The 21,233-nt window shown below is 72.2% G+C and carries 19 protein-coding genes; 15 read left to right on the forward strand and 4 right to left on the reverse strand.

Annotation, left to right across the window (positions count from 1 at the left end):
- Positions 1 to 283: 283 nt before the first annotated feature.
- Genes GD748_RS08750 through GD748_RS08765 form a run of 4 tightly spaced genes read right to left on the reverse strand, consistent with a single transcriptional unit; the run spans position 284 to position 4,063 of the window.
- A complete protein-coding gene (locus GD748_RS08750) occupies positions 284 to 628 on the reverse strand; it encodes a TraR/DksA family transcriptional regulator (RefSeq protein ID WP_152194789.1) in 345 nt (114 codons plus the stop codon).
- A complete protein-coding gene (gene galK / locus GD748_RS08755; protein WP_152194790.1) occupies positions 625 to 1,950 on the reverse strand; it encodes a galactokinase in 1,326 nt (441 codons plus the stop codon). The genes GD748_RS08750 and galK overlap by 4 nt, the downstream gene beginning before the upstream one ends.
- The gene (gene galT / locus GD748_RS08760; RefSeq protein WP_152194791.1) at positions 1,947 to 3,233 is read right to left on the reverse strand and encodes a galactose-1-phosphate uridylyltransferase; all 1,287 of its coding nucleotides are present in this window, start codon (positions 3,231 to 3,233) and stop codon (positions 1,947 to 1,949) included. Before galT ends, galK begins: the two co-directional genes overlap by 4 nt.
- Entirely contained in the window at positions 3,230 to 4,063 is an 834-nt protein-coding gene (locus GD748_RS08765; protein ID WP_152194792.1) for a DeoR/GlpR family DNA-binding transcription regulator, read from the reverse strand. Before GD748_RS08765 ends, galT begins: the two co-directional genes overlap by 4 nt.
- A 164-nt stretch (positions 4,064 to 4,227) precedes the next feature.
- Between GD748_RS08765 and GD748_RS08770 the strand changes: the two genes are divergently transcribed.
- The 15 genes from GD748_RS08770 to GD748_RS08840 all read left to right on the forward strand — a co-directional run bounded on the left by GD748_RS08770 (position 4,228) and on the right by GD748_RS08840 (position 21,159).
- Positions 4,228 to 4,791 (forward strand): 2'-5' RNA ligase family protein, encoded by a 564-nt coding sequence (locus GD748_RS08770; RefSeq protein ID WP_152194793.1) that lies wholly within the window; start codon positions 4,228 to 4,230, stop codon positions 4,789 to 4,791.
- A 176-nt stretch (positions 4,792 to 4,967) separates the two neighbouring features.
- Complete coding sequence (locus GD748_RS08775; RefSeq protein ID WP_152194794.1) at positions 4,968 to 6,173, forward strand: YihY/virulence factor BrkB family protein; 1,206 nt, start codon at positions 4,968 to 4,970, stop codon at positions 6,171 to 6,173.
- A gap of 147 nt (positions 6,174 to 6,320) precedes the next feature.
- On the forward strand, positions 6,321 to 7,436 hold the full coding sequence (locus tag GD748_RS08780) for a mannose-1-phosphate guanylyltransferase (RefSeq protein WP_152194795.1): 1,116 nt from the start codon (positions 6,321 to 6,323) through the stop codon (positions 7,434 to 7,436).
- 145 nt (positions 7,437 to 7,581) lie between these two features.
- Complete coding sequence (locus tag GD748_RS08785; protein ID WP_152194796.1) at positions 7,582 to 8,829, forward strand: amidohydrolase; 1,248 nt, start codon at positions 7,582 to 7,584, stop codon at positions 8,827 to 8,829.
- Between the two features lie 229 nt (positions 8,830 to 9,058).
- Positions 9,059 to 10,189, forward strand: a complete 1,131-nt coding sequence (locus GD748_RS08790) for a BMP family lipoprotein (RefSeq protein WP_226921015.1) — start codon at positions 9,059 to 9,061, stop codon at positions 10,187 to 10,189.
- 156 nt (positions 10,190 to 10,345) lie between these two features.
- The gene (locus tag GD748_RS08795) at positions 10,346 to 11,926 is read left to right on the forward strand and encodes an ABC transporter ATP-binding protein (RefSeq protein ID WP_152194798.1); all 1,581 of its coding nucleotides are present in this window, start codon (positions 10,346 to 10,348) and stop codon (positions 11,924 to 11,926) included.
- Complete coding sequence (locus tag GD748_RS08800) at positions 11,923 to 13,233, forward strand: ABC transporter permease (RefSeq protein WP_226921017.1); 1,311 nt, start codon at positions 11,923 to 11,925, stop codon at positions 13,231 to 13,233. Before GD748_RS08795 ends, GD748_RS08800 begins: the two co-directional genes overlap by 4 nt.
- Positions 13,230 to 14,525 (forward strand): ABC transporter permease, encoded by a 1,296-nt coding sequence (locus tag GD748_RS08805; protein ID WP_152194799.1) that lies wholly within the window; start codon positions 13,230 to 13,232, stop codon positions 14,523 to 14,525. The genes GD748_RS08800 and GD748_RS08805 overlap by 4 nt, the downstream gene beginning before the upstream one ends.
- A 13-nt stretch (positions 14,526 to 14,538) precedes the next feature.
- Complete coding sequence (locus GD748_RS08810; RefSeq protein WP_152194800.1) at positions 14,539 to 14,946, forward strand: cytidine deaminase; 408 nt, start codon at positions 14,539 to 14,541, stop codon at positions 14,944 to 14,946.
- Positions 14,939 to 16,228: a thymidine phosphorylase gene (locus tag GD748_RS08815; RefSeq protein WP_152194801.1), complete on the forward strand. Its 1,290-nt coding sequence runs from the start codon at positions 14,939 to 14,941 to the stop codon at positions 16,226 to 16,228. The genes GD748_RS08810 and GD748_RS08815 overlap by 8 nt, the downstream gene beginning before the upstream one ends.
- A 24-nt stretch (positions 16,229 to 16,252) precedes the next feature.
- A complete protein-coding gene (locus GD748_RS08820; protein WP_152194802.1) occupies positions 16,253 to 17,137 on the forward strand; it encodes a hypothetical protein in 885 nt (294 codons plus the stop codon).
- A gap of 141 nt (positions 17,138 to 17,278) precedes the next feature.
- Complete coding sequence (locus tag GD748_RS08825; RefSeq protein WP_152194803.1) at positions 17,279 to 17,503, forward strand: hypothetical protein; 225 nt, start codon at positions 17,279 to 17,281, stop codon at positions 17,501 to 17,503.
- A 216-nt stretch (positions 17,504 to 17,719) separates the two neighbouring features.
- The gene (gene deoC, locus GD748_RS08830; RefSeq protein WP_152194804.1) at positions 17,720 to 18,736 is read left to right on the forward strand and encodes a deoxyribose-phosphate aldolase; all 1,017 of its coding nucleotides are present in this window, start codon (positions 17,720 to 17,722) and stop codon (positions 18,734 to 18,736) included.
- A 12-nt stretch (positions 18,737 to 18,748) separates the two neighbouring features.
- Positions 18,749 to 20,305 (forward strand): aldehyde dehydrogenase family protein, encoded by a 1,557-nt coding sequence (locus tag GD748_RS08835; protein WP_152194805.1) that lies wholly within the window; start codon positions 18,749 to 18,751, stop codon positions 20,303 to 20,305.
- A complete protein-coding gene (locus tag GD748_RS08840; protein ID WP_152194806.1) occupies positions 20,305 to 21,159 on the forward strand; it encodes an aldehyde dehydrogenase family protein in 855 nt (284 codons plus the stop codon). Before GD748_RS08835 ends, GD748_RS08840 begins: the two co-directional genes overlap by 1 nt.
- Positions 21,160 to 21,233: the final 74 nt, after the last annotated feature.

Genomic DNA, 21,233 nt, shown 5'->3' on the forward strand with positions numbered 1-21,233 from the left:
GCGTCGCCTCATCTTGCGGTCTGGAAGGACATGACCGTCGAGGAGATGCTGGAGTTCCTGCCGCGGATGGCGTCCGCATCGGGGCAGGTCGAGTCGGCGCTCCGCGACTGCGTCGGGCGCCTGCGTGAGCGCCGGGTGTCCTGGGCGCGGATCGGCCAGGCGCTGGGGATGACCCGGCAGTCTGCCTGGGGACGCTTCTCCGGGGAGGAGTAGGTCAGCACTCCGAGCCACGGCTCGCTCGTCCCGCCCAGCGCCGAGAGCAGCGCTCAGCAGGAGGGGCACGTCATCGGCGCGAAGCGTGTGCCACGCAGGTCGTCGCGGTGGGCCGGGCGGCGAGCCTGCCCTCGGGGATCGGCTCGCCGCACACCTCGCACACCCCGTAGGTGCCTTCGTCGAGACGGACGAGGGCGGCGTCGACCTCCGCCAGCGTCTGCCGTGCGCGCTCGCTCAGCGCGACGACCTGCGCCCGCTCGAACCCGATGGTCGAGCCCTCCGGGTCGTGCTCGTCGTCGGTGTTGGCACCTTCCGCCGCCGCGACCACGTCCGCAAAGGTGTGGTCGAGCTGTGCCAGCCGCCGTTCGGCCGCGCCGCGCAGCTCCAGCAGTCGTGCCCGGTGGTCCTCAGTCATCGGGCGCGGCCAGTCTCCGACCGCGGTGGGCCGACCCGTCCGGCGGGACCGGCCGCCGTCGCGACGAGGAACGACGGCGCGCGCAGGTCGGCCTCGGCGAACGCGCGAGCCACTGCCGACGCCGTGGCGTCCACGGCGTCGGCGTCCACCAGCGCGATCGCCGACCCGCCGAACCCGCCTCCGGTCATACGGGCACCGTACGCGCCGGCGTCCCGGGCGGCGGCGACGGCCAGGTCGAGCTCCCGGCTGGACACCTCGTAGTCCTCGCGCAGCGACTCGTGCGAGTCGTTCAGCGCCTGCCCGACGACGGACAGCGCCCACCCGCCGAGCACCGGCGCCTGCCGCAGCCGCTGCGCCACGAACCGGACCCGGCCGATCTCCGTGACCACGTGACGCACTCGCCGACGCTGCTCGTCCGTCGCGAGCCGGGCGAGGACTGCGTCGAGCTCGAGCTCGCCGTGCACGTGGGCGTCGGCCACCTCACGCAGCGACGCCGCGCCGAGCAGCGCGGCCGCCTCCTCGCAGACCTGCCGCCGGCGGGCGTACTGCCCGTCGACGAGCCGGTGCTCCGCCCGGGTGTCGATCACCAGCAGCTCCAGACCGGCCGCCGCGAGATCGAGCGGGACGTGCTCGATGCTGAAGTCCCGGCAGTCGAGGAGCAGGGCGTGCCCGTCCCGGGCCCGAAGCGAGGCAGCCTGGTCCATCCCCCCGGTCGGCGCGCCGGCCACCTCGTTCTCGGCCCGCACGCACGCCGCCGCGAGTCGCGCCCGGCCCTCGTCATCAGGGTCGGCGGGCGGTCCGGCGAGACCGAGGTCGAGCAGCTCGTCGAGCGCGACGGCGACCGAGCACTCGAGAGCTGCCGACGAGCTCAGTCCTGCCCCGAAGGGCACGCACGAGTCGACGGCGATGTCGAACCCGGGCACGGGTTCGGTCGCCAGCTGCTCTTGCTCCAGCGCCCAGGCGACCCCCGCGACGTACGCCGGCCAGCCCGGCACCGTGCCTGTGCCGCCCTGCGGTCCGACCGTCACGAGATCGACCTCGCGGGGCGGGCCGTCGTCCTCCTGCGCGCTGACGGCACGCAGCGTCCGGGCCGGCGCCCGTGGACCGTCGGTCGGTCGCACTGCCACGAACGTCCGGTGCGGCAGCGCCACCGGGAGGCACAGGCCGTCGTTGTAGTCGGTGTGCTCGCCGATGAGGTTGACGCGCCCCGGGGCGGCCCACACCCCGGCCGGCTCGACGCCGAAGGCCCGGGTGAAGAGGGAACGGGCGCGTGCGGCACCCTCCTCGTCGGTCCACGCCGGCACGAGCTGCGGCGCCGTCATCGGTTCCGCTCCTCGACGCCGCCGTCGGACGTGATGTCGTCGTCGGACGTGACGTCGTCGGACATGACCTCGCGATAGCGATCCGCGATCCGCTCGGGAGTGGTGTCGGAGATCCACGCCCCCATCGCGGACTCCGAGCCGGCGAGGTACTTCAGCTTGCCCGGGGCGCGCAGGGTCGAGAAGAGCTGGAGGTGCAGACGCAGGTCCTCCCGGCCCTCGCGCACGGGGGCCTGGTGCCAGGCGGCGATGTACGGCAGCGCGATGGGCGTGCCGGCCCGTGGGTCCTCGGCGGGGCGGGTGAAGTACCGGTCGCCGGCCTGCAGCACCCGGAGGTAGAGCCGGGCGAGGTCGTCCCGCTCGGGTCCGGTCAGGGCGGGCAGGTCGGGGACGTCGCGGCGGGGGGCCAGGTGCACCTCGACGGGCCAGCGGGCTGCCGCGGGGACGTACGCGACCCAGTGCTCGGAGCCGGCCACGATCCGGCGTCCGGAGCGCAGCTCCGCGTCGAGGACGTCCCGCAGGAGGTTGTTGCCCGTGCGGGCACGGTGCGCCCGGGCCTGACGCAGCATCGTCGCGGTGCGCGGGGTGACGTACGGGTAGGCGTAGATCTGGCCGTGGGGGTGGTGCAGCGTCACCCCGATCTCCTCGCCCCGGTTCTCGAAGCAGAAGACCTGCTCGACGCCGTCCAGCGCGCCGAGCGTCGCGGTGCGGTCCGCCCAGGCCTCGATCACGGTACGCATGCGCCGCGTGCCCACACCGGCCAGCGAACCGCCGGGGTCGGGGGAGAAGCAGATGACCTCGCAGCGGCCGGCGGCCGGTCGCACCTGCCAGAGCTGCTCGCCGTCCAGCTCGCCGGGCACGTCGGGCACGCCGGGGACCGCCAGCAGCGAGGGGAAGCGGTTCTCGAAGACCACGACGTCGTAGTCGGTGGCCGGGATCTCGCCGTCCGAGTAGGCGGAGCCCGGCTGCGCCGGGGCGAGAGGGTTGGCGTCGGCGGGCGGCAGGTGGGTCCGGTTCATCCGGTGGGCGGCCATGGGCACCCACTCGCCGGTGAGGACGTCGAGGCGCATCTGGGGCGCGGTGACCGGGCGCGGTGTGCCGTCGTCGCCGACGACGTCCGCGAACCGGTCCGGGAGCGGGCGCGGGTCGTCGAGACGCCGGGTGGCGCCGCCGGAGACGTAGGGCTCGGAGTCGTCGAAGTAGATGAGCTCACGCCCGTCGGCGAGCCGCGTGGCGGTGCGCCGGACGCGGGCGTCGGTGCCGGCGTCGCCGGGCCGCGTCCTCATCGGTCCTCCTCGCCCGCGACGTCCAGGAGGATCCCGTGCCGGTCGGCCGCCGCGCGCGTGGCCTCGCCGGGGTCCCGGTCCGTCACCAGCACGGCGAGGTCCTGCACGGGGCAGAAGGTCCGCAGCCCGAGCACGCCCCACTTGGAGGCGTCGAGCACGGCGACCGGGGTGCGGGCGCCGGCGACCATCGCGGTGTTGGTGGCGGCCTCGGCCAGGTTCGGCGTCATCAGCCCGATCTCGGGGTCGAACCCGTGCGCGCCGAGGAACGCCCACTCCACCTGCAGGCCCTGCAGCGCCTCCACGGCCACCAGACCCACGAGGGCGTCGGAGCGTGTGCGCTCCCCGCCGGTCAGGATCACCGTGGGCGCCGGCCGCGACTCCGTCCGGGCCTGCTCGCCGGCGTCGTGCAGCACCTGCGCGGCCGGCAGCGAGTTCGTGATGACGGTGAGAGTGGCGAGGTGGGGCAGCCGGGCGATCGCGTGGGCGACGGCGAGCGTCGTCGTCCCGCCTGAGAGGGCGAGCGAGTCGCCGGGGCGTACCCGTGCCGCCGCGAGCGTGCCGATGGCGGCCTTCTGGTCCGGGTGCTGATCGATCTTGGTGCGGAAGTACGGTTCCTCGGCGGCGCCCGCCGTGGCGACCGCGCCGCCGTGCACCCGGTCCACGAGGCCGCGTGCCACCAGGTCGGTGATGTCGCGGCGCACGGTCATCTCGGACACACCCAGCGCCTCGACGACGTCGGCGACGCGGACGCCGCCGTGCTGGGCGACCTGGGCGAGGATGTGGTCCTGCCGCTGGCGTGCGAGGAGCGGGCCGGCACTGTCCGTGGGCATGGCACGGATCCTGCCAGATCGAACAAGATCAAACAAGGTCAAACAGATCGCGTCCAGGGCGACCTGCTCGGCGCAGGAACGGCCGGGCACCTGCAAGGATGAGTCCCGTGCCGTCGTCGTCCGCCGCGTGTCCCACCCTCCCCACCGTCGGGGGCCGGTGAGGGATGCACCTGCCAGAACGTTCCGCGGGCCAGGTCCGGATCGGTGTCGCACTCCAGATCCCCGCGCCGTACTCCACCGTGCTGCAGGGCGTGCGTGCCCGCCTCGGTGACCCGTTGGCGTACGCGATACCGCCGCACGTGACCCTCCTGCCACCGACGGTGATCGAGGCGGAGCAGGTCGGCGAGGTGACCGCGCACCTGGCCGGGATCGCCGCCGAGCAGTCCCCCTTCGTCATGGGCATGCGTGGGACCGGCACCTTCCGGCCGGTGAGCCCCGTGGTGTTCGTCAACATCGTCGAGGGCGCCGAGCGCTGCGCCGCCCTCGAGCGGCAGGTGCGGTCCGGGATCCTGGCCCAGGAGCTGCGCTTCCCCTACCACCCGCACGTCACGCTCGCGCACGGCCTGGGCGAGGCCGCCCTCGACGAGGCCATGGAGTCGATGGCTGCCTTCGAGGCGACCTACGCAGCCGGCAGCATGCGGCTCTACGAGCACGGCGACGACGGCGTGTGGCGCACGGTGGCCCGGCTGGTGCTCAGCGGACGAACCGCCGGGCACCGCACGGCCTGAGCGCTGCGTCGGGCTGTCCGGAGCGGCGCCGCGTGACCTCTCGCCGCTGCGGTCGCGGCCGCAGCGGCCCTGTCTATACGGCTGCGGCCGTAGCCTCGGCCCCCTCGTCCGCGTGCGGCCGTACGTGGAGCCCTGTCCGGATGCGCGGCCACGCGCCGCCGCTACCGTGAGGGAGCATGTCGAGCCCAGCCCGGAGCGAGAGCCCGGGAGCCGAGAGTCCAGGGTCCGCCGCCACGGGCGACGACGACGGGGGCATCGTCGGCCGGGCCAGGCGGGCGCTGGATTGGTGGAAGGGCACGCGGCTGGGCAGGGCCCTCGCGCGGTACTCGATCGCCAAGGGCGGGCTGCTGGCCGGTGGCATCTCCTACTCCGCGCTGTTCTCCATCTTCGCCGCGCTCGCCATCGCCTGGACGGTGTTCATGGCCGTCCTGGGCGACAACGCCCAGCTGCGCCAGGCCGTGCTCGACGCCGTCGACGACGCACTGCCCGGCATCATCGACGACGGCTCCGGCTCCGGGATCATCCCGCCGGAGGCCCTCGTCCAGGACACCGCGCTGACCCCCGGCAGTATCGCCGCGGCGGCCGTGCTGCTGTGGACCGCGCTCAGTGTGATGAGCGCACTCAAGAGCTCGATCCGCGCCATGTTCGGCATCGTCGCGCCTCCGGAGAACCTCGCCGTCTCCAAGGTGCGGGACCTGCTGGGGTTCCTCGTCCTGGCGCTCGGCGTGGTCCTTACCGCCGCGCTGGGGATCGTCGCCGGGACGCTCGGCGAGGCCGTGCTGGACGCCCTCGGCATCGAGGGGACGTTCGCCGGCGGGTCCCTGCGCGTGCTCGGCTACGCCGTCGCGCTGGTCGTGGACTGGGTGGTGTACGTCATGCTGATCCGCGCGATCGCGGGTGTGCGCCCACCCCGGCGCGACCTGTTCCTGGGGGCGCTGCTCGGGGCGGTCGCCTCCGGTGTCATCCGGGCCCTCGGGACCACCCTCGTCGGCGCCGTGGACGACCCGCTGCTGCAGTCCTTCGCGGCCCTCGCCACACTCCTGCTCTGGGTGAACCTGGTGTCCCGGGTCGCGCTGATGGTCTGCGCGTTCACGGCGAACCCGCCCGCACCGGAGCGGCCCGAGAGCCCCGAGGAGGTGCACCTGACCTCGAGCCCGAACTACGTCACCGTCTCCGACCCGGCGACCACCGAGTGGGAGTACCAGCCGGTGACGGGCACGGTGCTCCCGGACGAGACCCTCCGGCCGGACTACGAGCCGGAACCGGAGCCACGACGGTCCGGCCTTGTCGGCTGGTGGCAGCGGCGGCGGATCTCCCGCCTCGAGGACCGGCTCGCCGAGGCGCGGGCACGCTACGCCGAGGGGGCGCGAGCTCAGCGCTGAGCCGGGATGGGAGAAGGTGCGCCGACCTCATTATCACCGCGCCGACGTCGCCGTCCCCGCGCCGACGTCACTGTCGCCGTGCCGACCGCGCCGTCACCGTGCCGACACCACCCTCACCGCGCCGACCTCGCAGTTACAGTGGCGCGCATGCCGGACCCGACCGCCTCCTTGCACGCCATCGTGCCCGCCGGCGGCGCCGGCACCCGCCTCTGGCCGCTCTCACGGCGCACCGCGCCGAAGTTCCTGCTCGACCTCACCGGCACCGGACGCACGCTCCTCCAGCAGACCCTGGACCGGCTCGAGCCGCTCACCGCAGAGGGTGGCGTGATGGTGGTGACCGGGGTCGCGCACGCCGAGGCCGTGCTCGAGCAGCTGCCGGACCTCGGCGGCGAGAATCTGCTCGCCGAGCCCAGCCCCCGCGACTCGATGGCCGCTATCGGCCTCGCTGCCGCCGTCGCCCGTCACCGGCACGGCGACGTGGTGGTCGGCTCCTTCGCCGCCGACCACGTCATCACGGACGCCGACGCCTTCGGGCGGGCGGTCCGGGAGGCGGTGGACGTCGCGCTCACCGGGTACGTCGTGACGATCGGCATCGAGGCGGACCATTCCTCCACCGCCTTCGGCTACGTCCGCGCGGGTGACCCGGTCCTGCTCGACGGCACGCCGGCACCCAGCGCCCGGCGGGTGCGTGGGTTCACCGAGAAGCCCGACGCGGAGACCGCGGCCGCCTACCTCGCCACCGGCGAGTACCGCTGGAACGCCGGGATGTTCGTGGCCCGGGCAGAGGTCCTGCTCGGGCGCCTGGCCGAGCTCCAGCCGCCCCTGCACGACGGCCTGGTCGAGATCGCCGAGGCGTGGGACACCCCGGCGCGGGGCGAGGTCCTCGAGCGCGTCTGGCCCGGACTGACGAAGATCGCCATCGACCACGCGATCGCCGAGCCCGTGGCCGCACGCGGCGGCGTCGCCGTCGTCCCGGCCGACATGGGGTGGAGCGACATCGGCGACTTCGCCAACCTCGCCGGGCTCGTCCCGGCCGGCGACGACGGCGCCCACGTGCTCGGCCGCGCGGCCGATGTCCTCGCCCTGGAGTCCGACGGTGCCCTCGTGGTCCCGGCCGGCGGCCGGGCCGTCGCGGTCGTCGGGCTGCCCGACGTCGTCGTGGTCGACACCCCGGACGCGCTCCTGGTGACCACGCGCGCACAGGCCCAGCAGGTCAAGCGGGTCGTCGAGAGCCTCGGGCCGGACCGCCAGCACCTGCGCTGACGATCGGTCCGCGGGCGGCTGCGCCGGGGACCGGAGCGGCTGCGCCGGCGATGTCTCGGGCGGCTGCGCCGACGGTCCCTCGGGCGGCTGCGCCGACGGTCCCTCGGCGGCTGCGGCACCGGGGTGCGGCGGCTAGGGTCGGGGCGTGCGACCTGCTCCAGCTCCTGCCGACTCGGCCATCGCCCGACGCATCACCGCTCTGGTCTCCGAGCTCGAGCCGGAGCTGGTCACGTTGCGTCGGCAGCTCCACGCACACCCCGAGCTGGCCCGCATGGAGCACCGGACGACCGACGTCGTCGCCGACCGTCTGCGCGCCGCCGGCCTGGAACCGAGGCTGCTGGAGGGGACCGGTCTGTACGTCAACATCGGCGCCGACCCGAGGGGGCGCGGCCGGCGGCGCATCGGCCTGCGCGGCGACCTCGACGCGCTGCCGGTGCCCGAACGGTCCGGGCTGCACTTCGCCTCCCAGCGCGACGGCGTCGCCCACGCGTGCGGGCACGACATCCACACCACGGCAGTGCTCGGGGCCGCGCTGGTGCTCAAGAAGCTCGACGACGCCGGTGAGCTGCCCGCCGGCGTGCGGTGCATCTTCCAGCCCGCGGAGGAGGTGCAGCCCGGCGGGGCGGAGACATCCATCGAGCAGGGCGTGCTCGACGGCGTCGAGCAGATCTACGCGCTGCACTGCGACCCCAAGGTCGACGTCGGCAGCCTCGGCTCGCGCATCGGGCCGATCACCGCGGCCTCGGACACCGTCACCATCACGGTCAGCGCGGAGGGCGGGCACACCTCCCGGCCGCACCTCACCGGCGACGTGGTCTTCGCCCTCGGGCAGGTCATCACCGCGCTGCCCTCGGTCCTGGGCCGCCGCCTCGACCCCCGTGCGGGCGTCAACCTCACCTGGGGCGCGGTCCACGCGGGCCGGGTCGCCAACGCCATCCCGGCCAGCGGGAGCGTCACCGGGACCCTGCGCTGCCTGGACGGCCGGGCGTGGCAGCGGGCGGCCAAGGTCGTCCAGGAGTCCGTGCCGCAGATCCTGGCGCCCTACGGGCTCGACGTCGACCTCAGCTACGTCCGTGGCATCCCGCCCGTCGTCAACGAGGAGCGGTCGGTCCGCACGATCGACGCCGCGGTCAAGGACGTCATCGGCCCCGACGCGGTGATCCTGACGGAGCAGTCGCTCGGCGGGGAGGACTTCGCCTGGTACCTGACGAAGGTGCCCGGCGCGCTCGTGCGGCTGGGCACCCGCACCCCCGGTGGGATCTCCTACGACCTGCACCGCGGGGACATCGTCTTCGACGAACGGGCGATCGGCATCGGCGTCCGGGTGCTCGCCCGCACGGCGGTCCTCGCCGGCGAGGGGCCGCACACGCCAGGTCCCAATGCCCCTGCGTGAGCTGCGGGTGGGACCTCCGGCCCATGGCCGGCTCCCGGGGAGCTAGCGCAGATGGGCACAAATCGGTAACGCTTCCTAGGTTGGTCTCACGATGCGGCCCACGAGCGGTTTCCCGGCGATAGTGTCTGCCCTGATATCCGCCGATCCAGGACCTGGCGGCCCGGGTGCTCTCCCTGCAGAGCGTGCCACCCCGCCCCAGGAACTCGGCCACTACCTGCAGGAGATACGCGTGAAGAAGAGCATCTACGCGACAGCGCTCGCCGCCACGGCCGCCCTTGCGCTCGCCGCCTGTGGCGCAGCACCCGAGGACGAGGAGCCCGCAGCGGGCGGGGACGAGACCACCGCCTCGGAGAGCACCGACGACGCGACCGAGGGCGCGGACAACTCCGACTTCCTCGCCTGCGTCGTCTCCGACCAGGGCGGCTGGGACGACCAGTCCTTCAACCAGTCGGCCTTCGAGGGCCTCCAGGCCGCCGTGTCCGAGCTCGGCATCGAGCAGGCCGACGCCGAGTCCCAGGCGGACTCCGACTACGGCCCGAACGTCGACTCCATGGTCCAGCAGGGCTGCAACCTCACCATCGGCGTCGGCTTCCTCCTCGAGGACCCGATCCAGGCCGCCGCCGAGGCGAACCCGGACACCAACTTCGCGCTGATCGACTCCACCTTCTCCGACGCCGACTTCAACCCGGTCGAGCTGGAGAACGCCAAGCCGATCATCTTCAACACCGCCGAGGCGGCCTACCTGGCCGGCTACGTCGCCGCCGCCATGACCGAGACCGGCACCGTCGCCACCTTCGGCGGCCTGCAGATCCCGTCGGTCTCCATCTTCATGGACGGCTTCGCCGACGGCGTGGCCAAGCACAACGAGGACAACGGCACCGACGTCCAGCTGCTCGGCTGGGACAAGGAGGCCCAGAACGGCTCCTTCACCGGTGACTTCGAGAACCAGGCCAACGGCCAGACCCTGACCGAGCAGTTCATCGCCCAGGGTGCGGACATCGTCATGCCCGTCGCCGGACCGGTGGGCCTCGGCGCCGCCGCCGCTGCGCAGGCCGCCGGCGACGTCAAGATCATCGGCGTGGACTCCGACTGGTACGAGTCGACCGAGTACGGCGCGATCGCCCTGACCTCCGTGGTCAAGCAGATCGGCCAGGCCGTGCAGGACACGATCACCGAGTCCGTCGAGGGCAACTTCACCAACGAGCCCTACATCGGCACTCTGGAGAACGAGGGCGTGGGCCTGGCCCCGTTCCACGACTTCGACGCCGAGGTCCCGCAGGAGGTCAAGGACGCGGTCACCGCGCTCCAGGAGCAGATCGTCTCCGGCGAGCTCGTGGTGGAGTCGCCGAACGCTCCGTGACCTGAGCAGCACCACCGAACGTGACGGCCCGGCCCAGGCGGCCGGGCCGTCACGCATCCAGCAGGTGCCGCGCCCGTGCTCGTACGGGTACGGTGCCACCCGCACTCGGCGTACGGATGCGCCGGGCAACGACGGACCGGACGGAGTCTTCGCAACGTGAAGCTTGAGCTACGGGGGATCACCAAGGTCTTCGGGTCGTTGGTCGCCAACGACCACATCGACCTCGTGGTCGAGCCCGGGGAGATCCACGCGCTGCTCGGCGAGAACGGGGCCGGCAAGAGCACCCTGATGAACGTGCTCTACGGCCTGTACGACCCGGACGACGGCCAGATCCTCCTCGACGACCGACCCGTGACCTTCGCCGGGCCCGGCGACGCGGTGGCCGCCGGCATCGGCATGGTCCACCAGCACTTCATGCTCGTCCCGGTCTTCACCGTCGCCGAGTCCCTGGCCCTCGGGTACGAGCCCACGGGTGCGACCGGCCTGATCGACCTCGCCGAGTCCCGCCGCCGTGTGCAGGAGATCTCCGACCGGTTCGGTTTCGACGTCGACCCGGACGCCCTCATCGAGGACCTCCCGGTCGGCGCCCAGCAACGGGTCGAGATCATCAAGGCGCTCTCCCGTGACGCCAAGGTCCTCATCCTCGACGAGCCCACCGCCGTGCTCACACCGCAGGAGACCGACGAGCTGATCACGATCATGCGCCAGCTCAAGGAGAGCGGGACCTCGATCGTCTTCATCACCCACAAGCTGCGCGAGGTCCGTGCGGTGGCCGACCGGATCACCGTCATCCGGCGCGGAAAGGTCGTCGGCGAGGCCGAGCCCACCACCACCGAGACCGAGCTGGCCTCTCTCATGGTCGGACGCGCGGTCAACCTCGGCGTCGACAAGGACCCGGCCCAGGCCGGGGAGGAGTCGTTCGTCATCCAGGACCTCACGGTGCTCGACGCCACCGGCAAGGCCATGGTCGACGACGTGAGCCTGAGCGTCCGGCGCGGCGAGATCGTCGCCGTCGCGGGCGTGCAGGGCAACGGCCAGACCGAGCTCGCCGAGGCCATCCTCGGCCTGACCGAGCCCGTCAAGGGCTCGATCGCCCTCGACGGGACGAACCTCGTGGGCCGCGGCGTCAAGGAACGGTTGCGCGCCGGTATCGGCTTCGTGCCGGAGGACCGCTCGACGGACGGGATCATCTCGAGCTTCTCGATCGCCGAGAACCTCGTCCTGGACATGTACGACACCGAGCCCTTCGCCAGCGGCGTCGCCATGCGCCCGTCGGTCGTGCAGGAGAACGCCGAGCGGCGGAGCGCGGAGTTCGACATCCGGCTCACCGCCATCTCGGACCCGATCTCGACCCTCTCCGGCGGCAACCAGCAGAAGGTCGTGATCGCGCGGGAGATGTCCCGTCCGCTCCGCCTGCTGGTCGCCTCCCAGCCCACCCGTGGCCTGGACGTCGGCTCCATCGAGTTCATGCACAAGCGGATCGTCGAGGAGCGGGACAAGGGCACACCGGTGGTCATCGTCTCCACCGAGCTCGACGAGGTCCTCGCCCTGGCCGACCGCATCGCGGTGATGTACCGCGGCCGGGTCGTCGGCGTCGTCGACGGCGACACGGACCGCGACGTGCTGGGCCTCATGATGGCCGGCGTCCCGCTCGAGGAGGCGCAGGCCCAGGCGGCGGAGCACCACACGACGCTCGGTGGCGGGACCGACGCCGCCGGACAGGAGGAGACCCGGTGAGCGACGCCGAAGAGACCCCGAACCCGAAGCCCCCGGCACACCCGGGGGACACGGTCGCCCAGTCCGACGAGGCGGCGACCCGGGGGCGGCACGAACCGGGCGAGACCCGAACCACGCAGTTCTTCCGCGACCTGCTCTCGGGCAGCTGGCTGGTGTCCGTCCTCGCCGTCGTCGTCGCGATGGTCCTCGGCGGCGTGCTCATCGCCGTCGCCGACGCCGACGTGCAGGAGAGCCTCGGCTACCTGTTCGCGCGGCCGAGCGACTTCGTCGGTGCGGCGTGGGACGCCGTCTACGGCTCCTACCGGGCGATGTTCCGTGGAGCGATCTACGACTTCCAGGCCGAGACCTTCACGCGGGCGATCCGGCCGCTGACCGAGACGCTCGTGTTCTCCGTGCCGCTGATCCTCGCCGGGCTCGGCCTGGCCGTCGGCTTCCGCGCGGGCCTGTTCAACATCGGTGGTCAGGGACAGATCATCCTCGGCGGGATCTTCGCCGGCTTCATCGGCTTCACCTTCGACCTGCCGGTCGTCCTGCACGTCACGCTCGCCGCGATCGGCGCCGCGCTCGGTGGCGCGATCTGGGCCGGCATCGCCGGTGTCCTCAAGGCCCGGACCGGCGCGAACGAGGTGATCGTGACGATCATGCTCAACAACATCGCGGTGTACCTGATCGCGTACCTGCTCACCACGCAGGCGTTCCGGCTGCCGAACTCGCCCTTCCCGAAGTCGCCGGACGTGCCGGCCGACTCGGCCACCTACCCGCTGCTGCTCGGTCCCAGCTTCCGGCTGCACGCGGGCTTCCTGCTGGCGATCGCCGCGACGTTCTTCGTGTGGTGGCTCCTGGAGCGGTCGACGATCGGGTTCGAGATCCGCGCCGCCGGGTCGAACCCGAACGCGTCGAGGACGGCGGGGATCTCCGTCAACCGGGTCGTCGTCATGACGATGGTCATCTCCGGCATCCTGTGCGGGCTCGCCGGCTCGGCCCAGGTGCTGGGCACCGAGCGGGCCCTGACCGCGGGGGTGGCGGCGAGCTACGGCTTCGACGCCATCACCGTCGCGCTGCTGGGGCGGTCGCGACCGCTCGGCACGTTCCTCGCCGGCCTGCTCTTCGGTGCGCTCAAGGCCGGTGGCTTCCTCATGCAGTCCACGACCGAGACGCCGATCGACATCATCCTCGTGGTCCAGTCGATCATCGTGCTCCTCATCGCAGCCCCGCCGCTGGTGCGTGCGATCTTCCGGCTCCCCACCCCCGGGGCCCGACCCCGTAGCAAGGCCGCGCCCGTGGCCGTGAAGGAGGCGGCAGCATGAGCGCCGTGACCACCCGCCCCCCGGAGCCGGTCCAGGAGGAGCGCGCGGCCGTCCTGGCGCCGATCAGCTGGCGCTGGCCGATCCTCTACGGGGTGCTGGCGCTGCTCGCCCTGGTCTTCTTCACGCTGCTGCCCGAGACCGGCCAGAGCACCACCTACCAGCTCTCCCGCGGTGGTGACGCCTGGTCCATCCCGAACTTCGCCGTCCCCTCGACCCTCTCGAACTGGGTGCTGGTCGCGATCATGGCGGCCCTGACCGCGTACGTCACCTACGCCACGATGAACCGCCGGTCGGTGGGGAAGTGGGTGCCGATCCTGTTCGGCATCGCGTTCGTCCTCACCTTCCTCACCTGGGTCGGTGCCGGCCGCGGGACCGTCATCCCGATCACCACGCTGCTCTCCGGCGCCCTGGCACTGTCGGTCCCGCTGGTCTTCGGCGCCCTGGCCGGCGTGGTCTGCGAGCGTTCCGGCATCATCAACATCGCCATCGAGGGCCAGCTGCTCTCCGGGGCGTTCCTCGCCGCCGTCATCGGCTCGCTGACCTCGAGCGCATACCTCGGCATGATCGCCGCCCCGCTCGCCGGAGCCCTCGTCGGTGTGTTGCTGGCGTTCTTCGCGGTGCGGTACTGGGTGGACCAGATCATCGTCGGTGTCGTGCTGAACGTGCTCGTCATCGGTGTCACGAGCTTCCTGTTCTCCACCGTCCTGACGGAGAACAAGGCCACCTGGAACGCCAGCCAGCGGCTCCCGGACCTGCCCATCCCGCTGCTCTCGGAGATCCCGATCATCGGTCCGGTGCTCTTCCGGCAGACGCTGCTCGTCTACCTGATGTACGCCGTGGTGATCTTCCTGCAGATCTGGGTCTTCCGGAGCCGGTGGGGACTGCGGATGCGTGCCGTGGGCGAGCACCCCAAGGCAGCCGACACCGTGGGCATCAAGGTCAACCGCACCCGCGTCGTCAACACGATCCTGGGCGGTGCGATCGCCGGCCTCGGCGGTGCGTTCTTCACCGTCGGTTCCGGGCTGGCGTTCGGCAAGGAGATGTCCGCCGGGCAGGGCTACATCGCCCTGGCCGCGATGATCCTCGGCAAGTGGAACCCGACCGGCGCCGTCGCCGCCGCGCTGCTGTTCGGCTTCTCCAAGAACCTGGGCAACGTGCTGTCGACGATCGGCTCCACGGTTCCGTCCGAGTTCCTGCTGATGCTGCCCTACGCGGTCACGATCTTCGCGGTCGCCGGTCTCGTCGGCCGGGTGCGGGCCCCCGCGTCGGAGAACATCCCGTACATCAAGTGAGCTGAGGAGCGTCATGGCCATCGACGACGGCACGTGGGCGGACCTGAAGGCCGCCGCCACGGAGGCCATGACGCGGGCGTACGTGCCGTACTCCGGCTACCCGGTGGGTGCGGCCGCTCTGGTCGACGACGGCCGGACGGTGGCCGGCTGCAACGTCGAGAACGCCTCGTACGGCCTCACGCTGTGCGCGGAGTGCGGGCTGGTCTCCGAGCTGGCCCGCACCGGCGGCGGCCGACTGGTCGCCTTCGCCTGCGTCGATGCCGAGGGCACCCTCCTGGTGCCGTGCGGGCGCTGCCGCCAGCTGCTGTGGGAGCACGGCGGCCCCCGCCTCGAGGTGCAGATGCCCAGCGGGGTACGCACGATGAGCGAGATCCTGCCCGAGGCCTTCGGCCCCGACCACCTGGAGAGCACCCATGAGTGAGGCCTTCGACGCCGTCGACGTCATCCGGACCAAGCGCGACGGCGGACGGTTCACCCCCGAGCAGATCGACTGGGTGATCGACGCCTACACGCGTGAGGTGGTGGCCGAGGAGCAGATGTCCGCCCTCGCGATGGCGATCTTCCTCAACGGGATGGACCGTGCGGAGGTCGCGCGCTGGACCGACGCGATGATCCGCTCGGGCGAGCGGATGGACTTCTCCCGGCTGTCCCGCCCGACGGCGGACAAGCACTCGACCGGAGGTGTCGGCGACAAGATCACGCTCCCGCTCGCGCCGCTGGTGGCCGTCTTCGACGTCGCCGTGCCGCAGCTGTCCGGGCGGGGCCTGGGCCACACGGGCGGGACCCTCGACAAGCTGGAGTCGATCCCGGGCTGGCGGGCGTCGCTGAGCAACGCCGAGATGCTCGCCCAGCTGGAAGACGTCGGTGCGGTGATCTGCGCGGCCGGCTCGGGCCTGGCACCGGCGGACAAGAAGCTCTACGCGCTGCGGGACACCACCGCGACGGTCGAGGCGATCCCGCTGATCGCCTCGTCGATCATGAGCAAGAAGATCGCCGAGGGCACCGACTCGCTGGTGCTCGACGTCAAGGTCGGGTCCGGCGCCTTCATGAAGGACCTGGAGCAGGCGGGCGAGCTCGCGCGGACCATGGTCGAGCTGGGGACGGACGCCGGGGTCCGCACGGTGGCGCTCCTGACCGACATGTCGACGCCGCTCGGCCTGACCGCCGGCAACGCGCTGGAGGTTCGCGAGTCGGTCGAGGTCCTCGCCGGCGGCGGACCCGAGGACGTCGTGGAGCTCACAGTCGCGCTCGCCCGGGAGATGCTCGATGCCGCCGGGCGGACCGACGCCGACCCAGCCGAGGCGCTCAAGGACGGCCGGGCGATGGACGTGTGGCGCAGGATGATCGCCGCCCAGGGCGGTGACCCTGACGCCGACCTGCCGGTGGCCGAGCACACGGAGGACGTGGTGGCCGAGTCCGACGGGGTGCTCACGACGCTGGACGCCTACGACGTCGGTGTGGCCGCCTGGCGGCTGGGCGCCGGCCGCGGCCGCAAGGAGGACCCGGTGCAGGCCGTCGCCGGCGTGGAGATCCACGCCAAGCCGGGGGAGCGGGTCACGGCCGGGCAGAAGCTGCTCACCCTGCACACGGCGACCCCGGAGCGGTTCGACCGGGCGAGGGACGCACTGAGCGGCGGCATCGTGATCGAGGCCGACGGCGCGGTGGAGAAGACCGGGATCGTGCTGGACCGGGTCGCCGGCTGACGCGACCTGCGGCAGCCTGTGGGGATGACCGAAGCACCTCTCGCAGGTGGCCGCGTGGCCGGCGACGCCCCGGCGCGCCACTGGCGGTCCCTGTCGCTCAGCACGCTGCTCGGCGCGCTGACCCGGCCCGTGCGCACCCCGAAGCTGCTGACGGGCCGGATCCCGAAGGTCGGCGACGCGGCCGGTGCCGGTGCGCGGCAGGAGGCTGCGCCGTCGCCGTCGCCGCTGCCCGTCACCCTCGGTGGCGCGCCCGCCCGGCAGGTGGACCAGACCACGTGCGGCTCCGCAGTACTTCTCATGCTCGCCGCCACCGGCGATCCGGTGCTGGCCCGTTGGCTCGAGGACGGCTCGCTGCCGTCGGACCTCCCGCCGCACCGGGTGCCGGTGGAGATTCCGCCCGGGGCGGCCGCAGCCGGGGCGGCGGATCGCCTCGCCGCCGCACAGCAGCACATCAAGTCGCGCACCGGTGCCCGGGCGCTCGGCCCGCTGGAGTGGCCCCCGGCCCTGGGCACGCCGCCGTGGACCGCCGCCCGCGAGGCGCGTTTCCCGAACGTGCGGTACCGCTCCGTACCCGTGGACGACGGCGGAGCAAAGGGGGCAGCGCTGCTCACCAGCGTCCACGGTGCGACGATGGCCGGCGTGCCGGTGCCGCTGTACACGGGCGGGGACCTGGGGCGCGGCGTGACCACTGCCGTGCCTCGGCACGTGGTGCTCGCGGTGCCGCCGCCGGCCGAGGCGCCCCACCGTGGCCACGACGAGGCCGGGAACCCGGTGCTGCACGTCTACGACCCGTCCGCGGCACGCGTGCACCGGGTCCCTGTCGCCGAGCTGCTGGACCGGCGCGATCCGCACCCGGCGCTGGGTGGTTGGAACCATGTCTGCTGGGTGCTGCTGCCGGTGCCGTTCTGATCGGCGTCGTGATCTGCGCCGGTCCGTGAGGTGCACCGCCTGGCCGCCTCGGTGCCGCCCCACACCGTGCCTTGCGCCGCCCCGGGTGCCGGGGCAGGCTGACAGCACGAGCCCGTGACGATCCGAGGAGGAGCCATGAGCATGGAGCATCCTGAGAGCACCGCCGTCGAGCTTGACCCGGAGGCGCTCGGTGAGGAGCACCGCGCCGACGAGGACCCCTCGGCCGCCCCTGAGGAGTACGAGCCCGAGCTCGAGATGGCCGACGCGACGCGTGAGGCCGACAGCGCGGACGTCGCCGAGCAGATCGCCGAGGTGCCCGGCGAGGACGACGAGGAGAGCGACGCGGAGGAGCAGGAGGCCTTCTGACCCCGCGACCTGGCGACGGGCGGATCGACGCCCCGCCGCGACCGCGGGAAGTAGGCTGAGTGACCTGGGCCACGAACGACCGTGGCCGCGGTTCCGGCTGCGGGCAGGCGGACGGTGGCGGCGTTGCCGCGACACCGTCCACGACTGCGGGACGCCGGAGGGTGGACCAGACCGCCGGGGGCCAGACGGCTCGCCGGCGCAGACATGGAGAGAGCGATGACGCTACAGACCGGTACCGCCGGGACCTTGGCGCCGGCCGCCCGGGCGGTGCAGGTGCTCGGTTCCGAGCTGACCGAGAAGAGCCTGCGCCTGCATCTGGAGGGGCTGCCCGGGGTGGATGCGGTGGGCCTGGAGCAGCGTGCTGCCGGGCTCGGGACCCGGTCGATCAAGACGACGTCGAAGGCGTGGGCGATCGACAAGATCATCAGCCTGGTCGACCTGACAACGCTGGAGGGTGCGGACACTCCTGGGAAGGTGCGTTCGTTGGTGGCCAAGGCGGTCACGCCGGACCCGACGGACCTGTCGACTCCGCGGCCCGCGGCGGTGTGCGTGTACGGCGACATGGTGCCTGCCGCCGTCGAGGCGCTCGGTCCGCTCAAGGGGCTCGACGCCGGCGGGGTCAACGTGGCCGCGGTGGCGACGGCGTTCCCGTCGGGACGGGCCTCGCGTCAGGTGAAGCTGGCCGACACCGCCGACGCGGTGGCCGCTGGGGCGGACGAGATCGACATGGTCATCGACCGGGGGGCGTTCCTGTCCGGGCGGTATGGGCAGGTGTTCGACGAGATCGTGGCGGTCAAGGAGGCGTGCCGGCGCCCGGACGGGAGCTACGCGCACCTGAAGGTCATCCTCGAGACCGGTGAGCTGAACACCTACGACAATGTCCGTCGGGCGTCGTGGCTGGCGATCCTGGCGGGCGGGGACTTCATCAAGACCTCCACGGGCAAGGTGTCGCCGGCGGCGACGCTGCCGGTAACTCTGCTGATGCTGCAGGTGGTGCGGGACTGGTACCGCCTGTCCGGGGAGAGGATCGGCGTGAAGCCGGCGGGCGGGATCCGTACGTCCAAGGACGCGATCAAGTACGTCGTGACGGTGGCCGAGACGGTCGGGGAGGAGTGGCTGAGCCCGCACCTGTTCCGGTTCGGTGCCTCGAGCCTGCTCAACGACGTGCTGCTGCAGCGTCAGAAGCTGACCACGGGCCGCTACTCCGGCCCCGACTACGTCACGATCGACTGAGGGATATCGACCATGAGCTTTCTCGACTACGCGCCGGCTCCTGAGTCGACGGCGATCCTGAACCTGCGTGAGTCCTACGGCTTGTTCATCGACGGCGAGTTCGTCGACGGGCACGGTGACGGCTTCGCGACGATCTCGCCGGCGACGGAGCAGCACATCGCCACGGTCTCCAGCGCCGATGCCGCCGACGTCGACCGTGCGGTGGCGGCGGCGCGGCGGGCGTACGAGCGGACGTGGTCGCGGATGAGCGGGGCCGACCGCGGGAAGTACCTGTTCCGGATCGCGCGGCTGGTCCAGGAGCGCTCCCGCGAGCTGGCGGTGGCGGAGAGCCTGGACAACGGCAAGCCGATCAAGGAGAGCCGCGACGTCGACATCCCGCTGGTGGCGGCGTGGTTCTTCTACTACGCCGGCTGGGCGGACAAGCTCGACCACGCCGGGCTCGGGCCGGCGCCCCGGTCGCTGGGTGTCGCGGCGCAGGTGATCCCGTGGAACTTCCCGCTGATGATGCTGTCGTGGAAGATCGCGCCGGCGCTGGCCGCTGGCAACACGGTGGTGCTCAAGCCCGCCGAGACGACGCCGCTGACGGCGCTGCTGTTCGCCGAGATCCTCCAGCAGGCCGACCTGCCGCCCGGGGTGGTCAACATCATCACCGGGGCGGGCGGGACCGGTGAGCTGCTCGTGAACCACGACGACGTCAACAAGGTCGCCTTCACCGGTTCGACGGCGGTGGGTCGGGCTATCGCGCGGTCGGTCGCGGGGACCGATAAGAAGGTGACCCTCGAGCTGGGCGGGAAGGCGGCGAACATCGTCTTCGACGACGCCCCGATCGACCAGGCCGTCGAGGGGATCGTCAACGGGATCTTCTTCAACCAGGGGCACGTGTGCTGCGCCGGGTCCCGGCTGCTGGTGCAGGAGAACATCCACGACGAGGTCGTCGACCGGCTCAAGGACCGTATGTCGACGCTTCGGCTGGGTGACCCGCTGGACAAGAACACCGACATCGGTGCGATCAACTCGGCCGAGCAGCTTCAGCGGATCCGCACCCTGTCCCAGGTGGGGGAGGACGAGGGGGCGGAGCGGTGGAGCGTGCCGTGCGAGATCCCGCGGTCGGGGTTCTGGTACGCGCCGACGATCTTCACCGGGGTCTCCACCAGCCACCGCATCGCGCGGGACGAGATCTTCGGCCCGGTCCTTTCCGTGCTGACGTTCCGCACGCCGGACGAGGCGATCAAGAAGGCGAACAACACCCCGTACGGTCTCTCGGCCGGGATCTGGACCGAGAAGGGCAGCCGGATCCTCGCCGTCGCCGACAAGCTCCGCGCTGGTGTGGTCTGGGCGAACACGTTCAACAAGTTCGATCCCTCGTCGCCGTTCGGCGGGTACAAGGAGTCCGGCTACGGGCGTGAGGGCGGCCGGCACGGGCTGGCGGCCTACCTCGAGCCGGGCGGGCGTGCGCCGGGGTTGGAGCAGGCACCGGCACGTGACCGGAGGAGCATCACGAAGGCGGCCGACGCAGCGCGGCAATCCACCACGACCCGGCGCTCCGCCGCCAAGAAGGGGGCCAAGTGATGTCGCGTCTCGCCATCCCCAAGACCTACAAGCTGTACGTGGGCGGGAAGTTTCCGCGGTCGGAGAGCGGTCGTAGCTACGAGGTCGCCGCGAAGGACGGCGCGTTTCTTGCCAACGCGGCCAAGGCGAGCCGCAAGGACGCCCGTGATGCGGTCCGCGCCGCGCGCACGGCGCTGTCGGGGTGGGCGGGTGCGACGGCGTACAACCGCGGCCAGGTGCTGTACCGCATCGCCGAGTTGCTGGAAGGGCGACGGGCGCAGTTCGTCGAGGAGATCCAGCAGGTCGAGGGCGCGACGGCGGCCGCGGCCGGCGCGCAGGTCGACGCCGCCATCGATGTGTGGGTCTGGTACGCGGGCTGGGTCGACAAGTACGTGCAGGTGGCCGGCAACGGAAACCCGGTCGCGGGTCCCTACTTCAACATCTCCACGCCCGAACCGACGGGCGTGGTCGCGATCGTCGCGCCGCAGGAGTCATCGCTGCTGGGACTGGTTTCCGTGGTGGCCCCTGCGCTGGTGCCGGGCAACACGGTTGTCGTGGTGGCCAGCGAATCAGCTCCGCTGAGCGCCATCAGCCTCTCGGAGGTGCTGGCGACGTCCGACGTGCCGGGCGGTGTGGTCAACGTCCTCACCGGCTCGCCGGCGGAGATCGCGCCATGGCTGGCGGCGCACGCCGACGTCAACGCTGTCGACCTCGCCGGAGCCGGTGCGCTGGACTGGGTGGACCTGCAGGTCACGGCTGCCGAGACGCTCAAGCGGGTACTGCAGCCCGAGACCGGTGTCCCTGCACCATCGCTCGAGCGCATCACCGCCTTCACCGAGACCAAGACCGTCTGGCACCCCAAGGGCATGATCTGACGGACGGCGGGTCATCTACCCGTGGCGCCATGTGTGCAGCTGTGAACTGACGCCAAGACCGGCCGGGGTCCGGG

This window comes from Georgenia subflava (assembly GCF_009193155.1).
Lineage (GTDB): Bacteria > Actinomycetota > Actinomycetes > Actinomycetales > Actinomycetaceae > Georgenia > Georgenia subflava.

Bases quoted from the DNA above. Each gene is read 5' to 3' on its own strand.
- galK (WP_152194790.1), bottom strand. From the start codon at position 1,950: ATGACGGCGCCGCAGCTCGTGCCGGCGTGGACCGACGAGGAGGGTGCC.
- GD748_RS08805 (WP_152194799.1), top strand. From the start codon at position 13,230: ATGAGCGCCGTGACCACCCGCCCCCCGGAGCCGGTCCAGGAGGAGCGC.
- GD748_RS08775 (WP_152194794.1), top strand. From the start codon at position 4,968: ATGTCGAGCCCAGCCCGGAGCGAGAGCCCGGGAGCCGAGAGTCCAGGG.
- GD748_RS08820 (WP_152194802.1), top strand. From the start codon at position 16,253: ATGACCGAAGCACCTCTCGCAGGTGGCCGCGTGGCCGGCGACGCCCCG.
- GD748_RS08815 (WP_152194801.1), top strand. From the start codon at position 14,939: ATGAGTGAGGCCTTCGACGCCGTCGACGTCATCCGGACCAAGCGCGAC.
- GD748_RS08840 (WP_152194806.1), top strand. From the start codon at position 20,305: ATGTCGCGTCTCGCCATCCCCAAGACCTACAAGCTGTACGTGGGCGGG.
- GD748_RS08765 (WP_152194792.1), bottom strand. From the start codon at position 4,063: ATGCCCACGGACAGTGCCGGCCCGCTCCTCGCACGCCAGCGGCAGGAC.
- GD748_RS08780 (WP_152194795.1), top strand. From the start codon at position 6,321: ATGCCGGACCCGACCGCCTCCTTGCACGCCATCGTGCCCGCCGGCGGC.
- GD748_RS08825 (WP_152194803.1), top strand. From the start codon at position 17,279: ATGGAGCATCCTGAGAGCACCGCCGTCGAGCTTGACCCGGAGGCGCTC.
- GD748_RS08810 (WP_152194800.1), top strand. From the start codon at position 14,539: ATGGCCATCGACGACGGCACGTGGGCGGACCTGAAGGCCGCCGCCACG.
- deoC (WP_152194804.1), top strand. From the start codon at position 17,720: ATGACGCTACAGACCGGTACCGCCGGGACCTTGGCGCCGGCCGCCCGG.
- GD748_RS08770 (WP_152194793.1), top strand. From the start codon at position 4,228: ATGCACCTGCCAGAACGTTCCGCGGGCCAGGTCCGGATCGGTGTCGCA.
- GD748_RS08750 (WP_152194789.1), bottom strand. From the start codon at position 628: ATGACTGAGGACCACCGGGCACGACTGCTGGAGCTGCGCGGCGCGGCC.
- GD748_RS08835 (WP_152194805.1), top strand. From the start codon at position 18,749: ATGAGCTTTCTCGACTACGCGCCGGCTCCTGAGTCGACGGCGATCCTG.
- galT (WP_152194791.1), bottom strand. From the start codon at position 3,233: ATGAGGACGCGGCCCGGCGACGCCGGCACCGACGCCCGCGTCCGGCGC.